This is a genomic window from Pseudomonas sp. BSw22131 (assembly GCF_026810445.1).
GTDB lineage: Bacteria > Pseudomonadota > Gammaproteobacteria > Pseudomonadales > Pseudomonadaceae > Aquipseudomonas > Aquipseudomonas huanghezhanensis.
Window position 1 is genome coordinate 2,311,261 of sequence record NZ_CP113949.1, and the last position, 13,009, is coordinate 2,324,269.

Here is a 13,009-nt window from a genome sequence, read left to right on the forward strand (position 1 = left end):
CGAGAATTCATTCGCGTGGCGCCAGTGCGGGTTCGACCGTAGCGGCGCCTCGCCAACAAGTTGGCTCCTACAGGAATTTGCCTATTGCAGGGCTTTTGTTGGATCGAGTGGGCGGCATCCCGACTTGCCCACGAAGCTCGCTGATCGATGCGGGCACGCTGTAGACACGAATTCATTCGCGTGGCGCCAGTGCGGGTTTGACCGTAGAGGCGCCTCGCCAACAAGTTGGCTCCTACAGGGATTTCGGGGCTGTTGAGGAAGGTTATTCCTTCCCTTTGAACGCCAACCGGAACTGGTGCAGCAACGGTTCGGTGTATCCGCTTGGCTGCTCGCGCCCTTTGAACACCAGATCCTTGGCCGCCTGAAATGCCACTGACGTCTCGAAGTTCGCGGCCATCGGCTTGTAAGCCGAGTCGCCTGCGTTCTGCGCGTCCACGACTTTGGCCATGCGCTTGAGCGTGTCCAGGACGTGGTGGTCGTCGATCACCTTGTGGTACATCCAGTTGGCGATGTGCTGGCTGGAAATACGCAGGGTCGCACGGTCTTCCATCAGTCCCACGTCATGGATGTCCGGCACCTTGGAACACCCCACGCCTTGCTCGACCCAGCGCACCACGTAACCCAGCAAGCCCTGTGCGTTGTTGTCGATTTCCTGACAAATCTCCTCAGTCGTCCACTTCGCTTCGGCCACCACCGGAACGGTCAGCAAATCCAGCAGAATCTGCTCGCTGACGGTGTCCAGGTCCACTTGCTCGAGCTCTTCCTGAACCGCCTTGACGTCGACTTTGTGGTAATGCATCGCGTGCAAGGTGGCGGCGGTGGGCGACGGCACCCAGGCGGTGGTCGCGCCAGCGTTCGGGTGGGCGATTTTTTGCTCCAGCATTTCGGCCATCAAATCCGGCATTGCCCACATACCTTTGCCGATCTGCGCGCGACCGCGCAGCCCGCACGCCAGGCCAACCAATACGTTGCTGCGCTCGTAGGCCTTGATCCACGGAGTGGCTTTCATATCGCCCTTGCGCAACATCGGACCGGCTTCCATTGCCGTGTGGATTTCGTCGCCCGTGCGGTCCAGAAAGCCTGTGTTGATGAATGCCACGCGGGCAGATGCCGCCCCGATGCACGCCTTGAGGTTGACGCTGGTGCGTCGCTCCTCGTCCATGATCCCCATTTTCACCGTGTTGCGAGGGATCTTCAGGACATCTTCGATGCGCGCGAACAGCGTGTCGGCGAATGCAACTTCGTCCGGGCCGTGCATCTTCGGTTTGACGATATAGACGCTGCCTGCACGCGAGTTGCCACGATTGTGCAGGTCGTGCAGCGCGATCAGGCTGGTGATCACGCCGTCGAGAATGCCTTCGGGGATTTGCTTGTCGCCGTCATAAAGGACCGCCGGATTGGTCATCAGGTGACCCACGTTGCGGATGAACAGCAGCGAGCGGCCGTGCAGCCTCAGCGCGCTGCCCTCAGCGGTGGTGTATTCCCGGTCGGCGTTGAGGCGTCGGGTGATGGTTTTGCCACCTTTGACCAGTTCCTCTGTCAGGTCGCCCTTCATCAGCCCCAGCCAGTTGCGGTAGATGACGATTTTGTCTTCGGCATCCACCGCCGCAACCGAGTCTTCGCAATCGATGATCGTCGACAGGGCTGCTTCCAGCACCAGGTCCTTGATGCCGGCCGGGTCAGTGCTGCCAATCGGGCTGGTCGCGTCGATCTGGATCTCGATGTGCAAACCGTGGTTGTTCAGCAAGATGGCGGTGGGCCGGGCGATTTCACCCTGGTAGCCAATGTATTTTTCAGGATGCGCGAGGGGCGTCTGAGAGCCGTCGGCGAGGGTGACCACCAGTTTGCCGCTGTCGATGGCGTAGGCCGTGGCGTCCACATGCGAGCCACTGGCCAGCGGCGCTGCCTGATCCAGCAATACGCGAGCGAAAGCAATGACCTTGCCCCCGCGCAGAGGGTTATAGCCGGCTTTGATTTCGGCGCCATAGGTGCTTGGAATCACGTCGGTGCCGTACAGTGCATCGTAAAGAGAGCCCCAGCGCGCGTTCGCGGCATTGAGGGCATAACGGGCGTTGGCAGCCGGCACCACCAGCTGCGGACCGGCTTGCTGGCTGACTTCGATGTCGACATTGCTGGTGGTGGCCTGCACCTGGGCGGGCACGGGTTTCAAGTAGCCAATCGAGTCCAGATAAGCGATGTACGCCGGCATGTCAGTCACAGGGCCGGGGTTGGACTTGTGCCACTTGTCCAGTTTCAGCTGGAGCCGGTCACGTTCGGCGAGCAGTTCGCGGTTGACGGGCGCAAGGTCATGCACCAGCGAATCGAAGTCCGCCCAAAAAACATCGGCGTCGAGCCCGGTTCCGGGAAGCACGTCCTCGTCGACGAAACGTTGCAGGCTGGCCGCGACTTTCAGGCCATGGCGGGTGACGAATTCGGTCATCTCGGGTTCTCCGTTTAAATAATGCTTACGACATGCGATAGGCAGCAGGCGCCAGGTTCAGGATCAACCGGCATTCACCGCTGCAACGCCGGCCTTGGCAATCTGCGCGTCCTGATCGGCCTTCACGCCGGACACACCCACAGCGCCGATCACTTCACCGTCGACGATCACCGGCACGCCGCCTTCCAGCGAGGTGAGCAGCGGAGCGGTAGCAAATGCGGTACGACCGCCGTTGATCATTTCTTCGTAGCCCTTGGACTCGCGACGGCCCAGCGCCGACGTGCGGGCCTTCTCGATGGCGATGTAGCCGCCAATCGGCGCGCAGCCATCAAGGCGCTCGAAGCCCAGCAGGTGCCCACCGTCGTCGACCACGGCGATGGAGACCACCCAGTTGTTAGCCTGCGCTTCGGTCCGCGCGGCAGCGATGATCCGGGTGATTTCGGTCTGAGTCAGTACGGACTTGGTTTTCATGCAGCTCTCCTGAGGCGGTTGTTATAGGTGTTGGGGCGCTCTTGCGTTAGTGCAAGGCGTCTTCGATCAGTTCGATCCAATGTTTGACCGGCGTGCGTCCGGCTCCGGCCAGGTGTGTCTGGCAACCGATGTTGGCTGTGGCGATCACCTCGGGGTTGCCGCTTTCCAGCGCACGCATCTTGTTGTCACGCAGTTGCGTGGAGAGCACCGGTTGAGTGATCGAGTAAGTACCCGCCGATCCGCAGCATAAATGACCGTCCGGCACGCTGGTGAGGTTGAAGCCCAGCCGGGTCAGCACCGCTTCTACCGCACCGCCCAGTTTTTGCGCGTGTTGCAACGTGCAAGGGCAATGAAACGCCAGCTTCTGGCTGGTGCAGGTGCCGAGCTTTTCCAGTGGTTCTTCGCGAAGCACCTCAATCAGGTCGCGAGTCATTTCGCTGATCTTCGCGGCCTTGGTGGCATAGGCCGGGTCGTCTCGCAGCAAATGCCCGTACTCTTTGACGAAAGCGCCGCACCCGCTGGCAGTCTGGACGATGGCTTCGGCCCCGGCATCAATAGCTGGCCACCATGCGTCGATGTTGCGCCGGGCGCGATCCAGACCGGCCTTCTGTGCGTTTAAATGGTAGTCCACCGCGCCGCAGCAGCCCGCTTGCGCAATCGGTTTTACGCTGATGCCCAAACGATCCAGCACCCGCGCCGCTGCGCCATTGGTGTTGGGCGAAAGCGCTGGCAATACGCAGCCTTCGAGCATCAAGACCTGGCGTGCGTGTTGCTGTGTCGGCCTTGCGGTAGCGGGTCGAACCTGCCCCGGCAGTTTGGTCTTCAGGCTGCCCGGCAGCAGCGGCCGGAATGCATTGCCGACCCGGGTCAAGGATTTGAACAGCCCGGCATTCGGTACCACGGCCCGTAAACCATCGCGCAGCAGGCGCTGGCCCATAGGGCGCGGCACGGCGGCGTCAACCACTGCGCGGCCGATGTCCAGCAGGTTGTGATACTTGACCCCTGACGGGCAGGTGGTTTCGCAGTTGCGGCAGGACAGGCAACGGTCCAGGTGCAGTTGGGTCTTTTCGGTGACCTCGTTGCCTTCGAGCACCTGCTTGATGAGGTAAATGCGGCCACGGGGCCCGTCGAGTTCGTCGCCCAGTAGCTGATAGGTCGGGCAGGTAGCGTTGCAAAAGCCGCAATGCACACAACTGCGAAGGATGCTTTCAGCTTCTTCGGCACGGGGCAGGCGTTTGGCCTCTTCGCTCAAGGTGGTCTGCATGGTCAGATCTCCGCGTACATTCGGCCCGGATTGAAGATTCCGTGCGGATCAAGTTGCGCCTTGAGTTGGCGGTGATAGCGCATCAGCGGCGAGGCCAGCGGTTCAAAGGGGCTGTCATCAGTGCCGGGGCTGTAACACGTAACATGACCGCCGACCTGACTGACGATGGCCCGAATCTCCGGGCCGCTGGCATCCGATTTCAACCAGCGCTGCGCGCCGCCCCAGTCGATCAACTGCTCGCCTGGCAGATCCAGCACGCCGGTGTTGTTGGGCACCGACACACGCCACAGCGCACGCCCGTCGGAGAAGAAGTCCAGGCGATGGGTATTCAGGTCATTCCAGTAAGCGGGTGCGGTGGCCTCGCCGCCCAGACGATCCTTTGCCGCCGCCACCGAGCCTTCGCCGCCTTCCAGGCGCAGTCGCAGGCGCTGGCCGTCGTGGCACGCGGCGCTGATCGGCAGCGGCTGCTGGCCCCATTCGGCCAACCGGGCGAGGGCATGGGCGGCGTCCATTTCCAGCGCAATGCTGGTGCACAGTCGCGGTTTGGGCAGCACTTTCAAGGACACTTCGGTAATGACGCCCAGGCACCCGAAGCTGCCGGCCAGCAAGCGTGAAAGGTCGTAACCGGCGACGTTTTTCATCACTTCGCCACCAAACTTCAAATGCTTTCCGTGGCCGGTGATCACCCGGGTGCCGAGCACAAAGTCTCGCACCGAGCCCGACCACGGGCGACGTGGCCCGGACAAACCGGCAGCAATCATGCCGCCCACCGTGGCGTCTTCGATGCCGTTGTCGCTGAAGATCGGCGGTTCGCACGGGAGCATCTGCCCAGCGGCATCCAGCGCCGCCGACAACTCACTGAGCGGCGTACCGGCCCGCGCGGTGATGACCAGCTCGGTCGGATCGTAGGTGACGATGCCGCGATGCTGGCGCGTGTCGAGGACTTCACCGGCCACTTCACGACCCAGAAACGCCTTGCTGTTGGACCCCTGAATGCGCAAGGGCGTGCTGGCATGGATGGCTTGATTGACCTGCTCCAGCAGCGCGCCACTGGCGTCACGATCCGCAGGCGAGCGGTTTGGCTGACGTTCGGCACTCATCAGAAACGCTCCAGTTCAGGGAAGGGCAGTTTGCCCATGTGCACATGCATCGCGCCAAATTCGGCGCAGCGGTGCAGCGTCGGGATATTTTTGCCGGGGTTGAGCATGCCGCTCGGGTCGAACGCCGCCTTGATCGCGTGAAACAACGTCAGCTCGTCGCTGTTGAACTGCGCGCACATCTGGTTGATTTTCTCGCGCCCGACACCGTGCTCGCCGGTGATGCTGCCGCCGACTTTCACGCACAGTTCGAGAATCTTGCCGCCCAGTGCTTCGGCCCGGTCCAGTTCGCCTGGCTGATTGGCATCGAACAGGATCAGCGGGTGCATATTGCCGTCGCCTGCATGAAATACGTTGGCGACCCGCAGGCCATATTCCTCTGAAAGCGCAGTAATGCCCTTGAGTACGCCGGGCAGCTCGCGCCGGGGAATGGTCCCGTCCATGCAGTAATAGTCGGGCGACAAACGGCCGACGGCAGGGAAGGCGTTCTTGCGGCCTGCCCAGAAGCGCACGCGCTCGGCCTCGTCTTTGGCTTGACGCACTTCGGTGGCGCCAGCCTTTTCCAGCACGGCGCGGACGCGGTCGCAGTCGTCGTGCACATCGGCTTCAACGCCGTCGAGTTCGCACAGCAGAATGGCCTCGGCGTCCACCGGATATCCGGCGTGGATGAAGTCTTCGGCGGCGCGGATCGCCAGGTTGTCCATCATTTCCAGGCCGCCGGGGATGATGCCCTCGGCGATGATATCGCCCACTGCGCGTCCGGCTTTTTCCACCGAATCGAAGGCTGCGAGCAGCACCCGTGCCACTTGCGGCTTGGGCAGTAGCTTGACGGTCACTTCGGTGATGATGCCGAGCATGCCCTCAGAACCGGTGAACAGCGCGAGCAGGTCGAAGCCTGGCGAGTCCAGCGCCTCGGAGCCCAACACCATGCGCTCGCCTTCAACCGTGAGGATGTCGACTTTCAGCAGGTTATGAACCGTCAGGCCGTACTTGAGGCAGTGCACGCCGCCGGCATTTTCGGCAACGTTGCCACCAATGGAGCAGGCAATCTGTGAGGAAGGGTCCGGGGCGTAATAAAGGTCGAACGGTGCCGCCGCTTGCGAGATTGCGAGATTGCGCACGCCGGGTTGCACCCGAGCGAAGCGCCCGGCGGGGTCGATGTGCAGGATCTTGTTGAACCTCGCCATGACCAGCAGCACGCCTTTCTCCAGCGGCAGAGCGCCGCCAGACAATCCGGTGCCAGCGCCGCGTGCGACAACCGGCACGTTGCGTTCGTGGCAAAGCTTGAGGAGGGTTTGTACCTGATCGAGGCGTTCGGGCAGCACCACCAGCATCGGCGTGGTGCGGTACGCGGACAGTCCATCGCACTCGTAGGGGCGAAGCTCTTCTTCGCGGTGAAGAATGTCCAGATCGGGCAATCGGGCCTGCAAGGCTTGTAACAACAGCGCCTTATCGGTAGCGGGCAGCGCGCCGTCGACGCGTTCGTCGTACAGAATATTCATGATGGGTTCGCAACCCTGTTTTGTTTTTATTGAGGCCCGTTCGCTGGACGAACGTTCTATTGGCTGGCTTGCATCATTGGTGCTGGCGGCTTTACTGTCCATGCCTTGAGGCGCTGGTCGAACCAGTTTATTTTTCGAGCTGGCGCATAATAATCATTTAAATCCATATAAATCATGATCTTGAAAACGCATGTCCCCAAACTCGTTTTTATCAAGGTCACTGGTCATACCAGTTGAGGTCGTCATGCAGAACACCGTCATTGCGCGTGCTCCCCAAGTGGCTGACGTCGTCAGCGAGCGTATCGAGCGCCTGATCGTCGACGGCGTGCTGAAAGTGGGTCAGTTATTGCCCTCGGAGCGTCGCTTGACCGAAAAGCTGGGCGTGTCACGCACTGCGCTGCGTGAAGGTCTCAAGTTGCTGCGCGCCAGGGGCATCATCGATACGCAGCAGGGCAAAGGTTCGTTCGTTGCCCGCATGGACGGCATGGCCGCCAGTTCACCGTTGCTGCATTTATTCGGCTCGCAGCCGCGCACGCTCTATGACCTGTTCGAGGTGCGCAGCCTGCTGGAGGGCGAGTCGGCCCGCTTGGCTGCGTTGCGCGGCACAGACGCGGACTTTGTACTGATCACGCGCAGCTACGACGCGCTGGTCGCGTCCCATGATCAAGCGCTGGACGCATCCAGCCATGCGCGGCTCGATCACGCGTTTCATCTGGCCATTTGCGAGGCGTCGCACAACCCGGTGCTGGTGCAAACGCTGCGGTCGCTGACGGATCTGCTGCTCAATACGGTCTTCGCGTCGGTCAATAACCTGTACCACCGCGAAGCGCAGAAAAAGCAGATCGATCGTCACCATGCCAGGCTGTACAACGCGGTGACCGGTCGATTGCCGGAGCAAGCGCGCAAGGCCGCCATCGCCCACATCCAGAGTATTTGCGAGAACCTGCGGGAAATCGAAAACGAAGAACAACGACTGGTCAGGGCTACATTGCGCCTGGAAGGCTGGACGTAAGCGTGAATACCCGTCCTCTCACCTGTAGGCGCGCGCGTGCCCGCGAAAGCGTTCTGTCAGTGAACACCCATTGCTCTGACCCACCCCAATGGCGTGCAAGCGCGCTCCTGCAGGTTTGATGCTTGCCTTGACAGTCGCTTCTCAAACCCGCAATTTACGCACTGCGTAAAACGATTACGAAACGTTACCGCCGACAACAATAACAACTCAGTGGCAGGCGATCACCGTGGCGCTGGGACATCCCGCTTTCCAGCACGCGCACCCGGATGCGCAATCCGACAAGCCGGAGTAACCTTTCCGACATGAAAAGTTTTGGTCTGCAACTCATCTTCGGCGACTTTCTCGCCCGCAGCGTACGCGGCATTCCGTGCGCACCGCCTTCTGGACAGTGATCCCGATCTCAGCGTTTTTCACTCTCCAGGAGCAAGACCATGACTGACCTCTATGAAAACCCGATGGACCTGATGGGCTTCGAATTCATTGAATTTGCATCCCCCACCCCTGGCGCACTTGAGCCTGTGTTTCAGATCATGGGGTTCACCAAAGTCGCCAACCACCGTTCCAAGAACGTGTCGTTGTACCGGCAGGGCGCAATCAACATCATCCTCAACAATGAGCCGCACAGCGAAGCGTCCTACTTCGCCGCTGAGCATGGTCCGTCGGTGTGCGGCATGGCTTTCAGGGTCAAGGATTCGCAAAAGGCCTACAGCCGCGCACTCGAACTCGGTGCGCAGCCCATTGAAATCGCCACGGGCCCGATGGAGTTGCGACTGCCAGCGATCAAGGGCATCGGCGGCGCCCCGCTTTACCTGATTGACCGATTTGGCGAAGGCACATCGATCTACGACATTGACTTCGTTTTCATTGACGGCGTTGACCGTCATCCCGAAGGCGCGGGGCTGAAATTCATCGATCACCTGACCCATAACGTGTATCGCGGGCGGATGGCGTACTGGGCGAACTTCTACGAGAAGCTGTTCAACTTCCGCGAGCTGCGCTACTTCGATATCAAGGGCGAGTACACCGGCCTGACATCCAAAGCCATGACCGCCCCGGACGGCATGATTCGCATACCGCTCAACGAGGAATCCTCAAGAGGCGCGGGGCAGATCGAAGAGTTTTTGATGCAGTTCAATGGTGAGGGCATTCAGCACGTCGCGTTTTTCACCGAAGACCTGATCAAGACCTGGGACGCGCTCAAGGCCCTGGGCATGCGCTTCATGACCGCGCCGCCGGACACTTATTACGAGATGCTCGAAGGCCGGTTGCCGAACCATGGGGAGCCGGAACATGAGCTGAAGGCACGTGGGATCTTGCTCGATGGCACGTCCGAAGGCGGCACTCAGCGATTGCTGCTGCAGATATTCTCGGCAACCCTGATGGGGCCGGTGTTCTTCGAGTTCATCCAGCGCAAGGGTGATGACGGTTTCGGCGAAGGCAACTTCAAGGCGCTGTTCGAATCCATCGAGCGTGATCAGGTGCGGCGCGGTGTGTTAGCCGCTGATTAAGACTTCAGGCACTGGTTCAGGCGCGTTCAGCCCAGCGGCATTTCCCCGCCCATCCGCTGGCTGATCGCGTGTGCGGTGGCTTTCAAGCGTTGCGCTGCCCGTGTCTGCCGTTCTCCCGTCAGCACCGATGCCGAGCCGACGACGGTCACCACCCCTGCCAGCGTGTTGCCCATGGCGAACACGGGCGACGACACTGCATTCACCCCGGCCATCAGCAAGCCCTGAATCTGGTGCACGCCGGTGCTGCGGATTTCAGTGATGTGGCGGTCGATGTCCTTGAGCTGCTGGGTGTTCAGTGTCTGAGCCTCGGTGTCGCGCAGCGCTGCTGTTTCGGCTGCCGATAGAAAGCTCTGGAACACCAGTCCGGTGGATGAGCTCAACAACGGCAGCACGGAGCCGATCTGCGTCACCAGCGTCACTGCGCCAAGCGACTGTTCCACGTACACCACGGCCGGGCCTTTGTTGCCCCAGACTGCCAGAAAACAGGTTTCGTTGAGTTCGTCTCGCAGGTTGATCAAGTGCGGGGCTGAGACTTTCAATACGTCAAGCTGGCTCAATGCTGCCAAACCGACCTGCAACGCAGAACGGCCCAGCGCGTAGTGCAGAGTGAGCGGGCTTTGCTCTGCGAATCCGCTGTCAACCAGCGCCTGCAGATAGCGGTGCACTTTGCTCGCAGGCATGCCGGTGTGTTCGGCAAGTCTGGACAGCGATGTGGAGGGTGCAAGCTCTGCCAGAGCCTTGAGAACGCCCACTGCCACCTCGGCGGATTGCACCTTCTGCGGACGTCCACCTGGGGAGCTTTCGGAATCAACGGTCATGAAGGAGGTGCGCCGGTCTGGGAAGGCTGCTTTATAACTTGACCCTCCTGCAAACTCAAATTACGTTATTCGTAATCCGGTTACGTAAAAAACTGCCCATAAGAACAAGAGGCCCGAGATGGTCACAGCACATATGCCCAACGCCCTTGCGTATCAGAGCGGCTTCGGCAATCAGTTCAGCAGCGAAGCCATCCCCGGCGCGTTGCCAGTGGGGCAAAACTCCCCACAACGTCACCCGCTGGGCCTGTATGCGGAGCAATTTTCAGGCACGGCATTCACCGTCCCGCGCAGCGAGGCCCGGCGCACCTGGTTGTATCGCATCCAGCCATCGGCCAGCCACCCGCAATACCAGCGCCTTGAAACGCAAATCCCCGGCCACTCCCAAGGGCCCATCACCCCCAATCGTCTGCGCTGGGACGCTTTTGACATCCCCCAAACGCCGACGGACTTCATTGATGGTCTGATCTCGCTGGCCAGCACTTCGGCCGCTGATCAGGCCGACGGTGTGACGGTTTATGTGTACGCCGCCAACACCTCCATGCAGCGCGCATTTTTCAGTGCCGACGGCGAATGGCTGATCGTGCCGCAGCAGGGTCGTTTGCGCATCGTCACCGAGCTGGGCGTGCTGGACATCGAGCCGCAGGAGATCGCCGTATTGCCTCGTGGCCTCAAGTTCAGTGTTCAGCTCAAGGACCGCGAGGCCCGCGGCTACCTCTGTGAAAACCACGGCGCCGCCTTGCGCCTCCCTGACCTGGGGCCGATTGGCAGCAACGGGCTGGCCAACCCTCGGGATTTCCAGACGCCGGTCGCTCATTTTGAAGATCGGCCTGAACCCGTGGTGCTGGTCCAGAAGTTTCTTGGTGAACTGTGGGCGACGACGCTGACCCACTCGCCGTTCGATGTCGTGGCGTGGCACGGCAACAACGTGCCCTACAAGTACGATTTACGACGCTTCAATACCTTGGGCACGGTCAGTTATGACCATCCTGACCCCTCGATCTTTACCGTGTTGACTGCGCCGGGTGCCATGCCGGGGCAGGCCAATGTCGACTTCGTGATTTTCCCGCCACGCTGGATGGTGGCGGAAAACACGTTCCGTCCGCCGTGGTTTCACCGCAACCTGATGAACGAGTTCATGGGGTTGATCGACGGCGCCTACGACGCCAAGGCTGAAGGGTTCATGCCCGGCGGGGTGTCGTTGCACAACTGCATGAGCGCTCATGGACCGGACAACGCAACCGCCGAAAAAGCCATGGCTGCGGAGCTCAAACCGCACAAGATCGAGCAGACCATGGCCTTCATGTTCGAAACCGGCAAAGTGCTGCGCCCCAGCCTTTACGCGCTGCAGTGCCCGCAACTGCAACGCGACTACGACGCCTGCTGGAATGGCATCGCCAGAACTTTCAACTCCACTGATTTGGACAGCCCTCGATGAATACCTCTAAGCACCTGCGCAGCTGGGTGGCCTCGGCCAACGGCCATGCCGACTTCCCGCTGCAGAACCTGCCGATGGGGATTTTCAGCGTTGGTCAATCCGGCAAGCGTTGTGGCGTCGCCATCGGCGACATGATTTTCGACCTGCGAGCGGCACTGGATGCCAGCGTATTCAATGGCGTTGCACGGCTTGCCGCCGAAACTGCGTGCCGTGATCAGCTCAACGACTTTTTTGCCCTGGGCGCTTCGGCCCGTCAGGCATTGCGTGCTGAGTTGTTGCATTTGCTGGACGAGAAAAGCCCGCAGCGCGATCGCTTGAAACTGATGGGCAGCACCTTGCTGCGCCCCATAAGCGACTGTCAGATGCACCTGCCTGCAAGGGTCGGGGATTACACCGATTTCTACGTTGGCATTCATCACGCCACCAATGTCGGTCTGCTGTTCCGCCCTGAAAACCCTTTGCTGCCGAATTATAAATACGTGCCGATTGCCTATCACGGGCGCGCGTCAACGTTGTGCGTGTCTGGCACGCCGGTCAAAAGGCCGATGGGTCAAACCCTTGCGCCCGGCGCCGATGCGCCAACCCTTGGCCCTAGCAAGCGTCTGGACTACGAGCTGGAAGTGGGCGTCTGGATCGGCCCCGGCAACGAGGCGGGGGTACCCATTGAGATTGCACGGGCGAGCCAGCACATTGCCGGTTTCTCCTTGCTCAATGACTGGTCTGCGCGTGATTTGCAGGCGTGGGAATACCAGCCGCTGGGGCCGTTTCTGTCCAAGAGTTTTGCCACCAGCCTCTCGCCGTGGGTGGTGACGGCTGAAGCGCTGGCGCCGTTCCGCGCGTCTCAGCCCAAACGTCCCGAGGGCGATCCCGCGCCGTTGGCGTATCTGCTCGATGACGAGGACCAGAACAATGGGGCGCTGGACATCGAACTCGAGGTGCTGATCCAGACCGAACACATGAAGACCAAGAGCCTGGCGCCGCATCGTCTGGCGCTGAGCAACACGCTGCACATGTACTGGACGGTGGCGCAGATGGTCGCGCATCACAGCGTCAACGGTTGCCAGTTGCAGGCGGGCGACGTGTTCGGTACCGGGACGCTGTCGGGCCCGCATCCCGGTCAATTGGGCAGTCTTCTGGAAATGACCCACGGCGGTAAACACTCCATTGAGTTGCCAGGCGGTGAGACACGCACGTTTTTGCTGGCTGGCGACGAAGTCATCCTCAAAGCCCGGTGTCGCCGCGAAGGGCAGGTGAGCATTGGCTTCGGCGAATGCCGAGGGGTGATCGTCGGTTGACAGGCCTAAAGGTCTGTAGACGTCGCCGCGCCGTTGCGAAGCAAACCGGGGCAGTTCGCGTTTGCATTGGCTTATGCCGCAGGCGCGGGAACTGGCTTGTTTGGATGTGATTCTGCCCGAAGGGCGTAGGAGTCCAGCTTGCTGACGATCTGCCGGGCACCGGCAGC

The 13,009-nt window shown here is 60.9% G+C and carries 10 protein-coding genes; 4 read left to right on the top strand and 6 right to left on the bottom strand.

Translation table 11 applies throughout. From position 1 onward, the window contains the following. Positions 1-262: 262 nt before the first annotated feature. From OYW20_RS10410 to glcD, 5 genes are all read right to left on the bottom strand, one after another. Positions 263-2,440 (bottom strand): malate synthase G, encoded by a 2,178-nt coding sequence (locus OYW20_RS10410; RefSeq protein WP_268800599.1) that lies wholly within the window; start codon positions 2,438-2,440, stop codon positions 263-265. Positions 2,441-2,503: 63 nt separating this feature from the next. Beyond that, positions 2,504-2,911, bottom strand: a complete 408-nt coding sequence (locus OYW20_RS10415) for a heme-binding protein (protein WP_268800600.1) — start codon at positions 2,909-2,911, stop codon at positions 2,504-2,506. Between the two features lie 46 nt (positions 2,912-2,957). Further along, the gene (gene glcF / locus OYW20_RS10420) at positions 2,958-4,175 is read right to left on the bottom strand and encodes a glycolate oxidase subunit GlcF (RefSeq protein WP_268800601.1); all 1,218 of its coding nucleotides are present in this window, start codon (positions 4,173-4,175) and stop codon (positions 2,958-2,960) included. A gap of 2 nt (positions 4,176-4,177) precedes the next feature. Next, positions 4,178-5,275 carry a glycolate oxidase subunit GlcE gene (glcE, locus tag OYW20_RS10425; protein WP_268800602.1) on the bottom strand — a complete coding sequence of 366 codons (1,098 nt, stop codon included), beginning with the start codon at positions 5,273-5,275 and terminating at the stop codon, positions 4,178-4,180. Further along, a complete protein-coding gene (gene glcD, locus OYW20_RS10430) occupies positions 5,275-6,774 on the bottom strand; it encodes a glycolate oxidase subunit GlcD (RefSeq protein ID WP_268800603.1) in 1,500 nt (499 codons plus the stop codon). The genes glcE and glcD overlap by 1 nt, the downstream gene beginning before the upstream one ends. A gap of 244 nt (positions 6,775-7,018) precedes the next feature. On the opposite strand from glcD, the gene glcC reads away from it, so the two are divergent. After that, on the top strand, positions 7,019-7,786 hold the full coding sequence (gene glcC / locus OYW20_RS10435; protein WP_268800604.1) for a transcriptional regulator GlcC: 768 nt from the start codon (positions 7,019-7,021) through the stop codon (positions 7,784-7,786). A gap of 431 nt (positions 7,787-8,217) precedes the next feature. Further along, positions 8,218-9,294, top strand: a complete 1,077-nt coding sequence (gene hppD, locus OYW20_RS10440; protein WP_268800605.1) for a 4-hydroxyphenylpyruvate dioxygenase — start codon at positions 8,218-8,220, stop codon at positions 9,292-9,294. Between the two features lie 26 nt (positions 9,295-9,320). On the opposite strand, the gene OYW20_RS10445 is transcribed toward hppD, so the two are convergent. Further along, complete coding sequence (locus OYW20_RS10445; protein ID WP_268800606.1) at positions 9,321-10,112, bottom strand: IclR family transcriptional regulator; 792 nt, start codon at positions 10,110-10,112, stop codon at positions 9,321-9,323. Between the two features lie 118 nt (positions 10,113-10,230). Here OYW20_RS10445 and hmgA point away from each other — a divergent pair, with 118 nt between their 5' ends. Then, positions 10,231-11,547 carry a homogentisate 1,2-dioxygenase gene (gene hmgA / locus OYW20_RS10450; RefSeq protein WP_268800607.1) on the top strand — a complete coding sequence of 439 codons (1,317 nt, stop codon included), beginning with the start codon at positions 10,231-10,233 and terminating at the stop codon, positions 11,545-11,547. Next, positions 11,544-12,842, top strand: coding sequence for a fumarylacetoacetase (gene fahA, locus OYW20_RS10455; RefSeq protein ID WP_268800608.1), 1,299 nt, complete (start codon positions 11,544-11,546; stop codon positions 12,840-12,842). The genes hmgA and fahA overlap by 4 nt, the downstream gene beginning before the upstream one ends. Positions 12,843-13,009 lie beyond the last annotated feature (167 nt).

What these genes read in the sequence shown, in the direction of transcription:
- OYW20_RS10410 (WP_268800599.1), bottom strand. Translation starts at nt 2,440, where the DNA reads ATGACCGAATTCGTCACCCGCCATGGCCTGAAAGTCGCGGCCAGCCTG.
- OYW20_RS10415 (WP_268800600.1), bottom strand. Translation starts at nt 2,911, where the DNA reads ATGAAAACCAAGTCCGTACTGACTCAGACCGAAATCACCCGGATCATC.
- glcF (WP_268800601.1), bottom strand. Translation starts at nt 4,175, where the DNA reads ATGCAGACCACCTTGAGCGAAGAGGCCAAACGCCTGCCCCGTGCCGAA.
- glcE (WP_268800602.1), bottom strand. Translation starts at nt 5,275, where the DNA reads ATGAGTGCCGAACGTCAGCCAAACCGCTCGCCTGCGGATCGTGACGCC.
- glcD (WP_268800603.1), bottom strand. Translation starts at nt 6,774, where the DNA reads ATGAATATTCTGTACGACGAACGCGTCGACGGCGCGCTGCCCGCTACC.
- glcC (WP_268800604.1), top strand. Translation starts at nt 7,019, where the DNA reads ATGCAGAACACCGTCATTGCGCGTGCTCCCCAAGTGGCTGACGTCGTC.
- hppD (WP_268800605.1), top strand. Translation starts at nt 8,218, where the DNA reads ATGACTGACCTCTATGAAAACCCGATGGACCTGATGGGCTTCGAATTC.
- OYW20_RS10445 (WP_268800606.1), bottom strand. Translation starts at nt 10,112, where the DNA reads ATGACCGTTGATTCCGAAAGCTCCCCAGGTGGACGTCCGCAGAAGGTG.
- hmgA (WP_268800607.1), top strand. Translation starts at nt 10,231, where the DNA reads ATGGTCACAGCACATATGCCCAACGCCCTTGCGTATCAGAGCGGCTTC.
- fahA (WP_268800608.1), top strand. Translation starts at nt 11,544, where the DNA reads ATGAATACCTCTAAGCACCTGCGCAGCTGGGTGGCCTCGGCCAACGGC.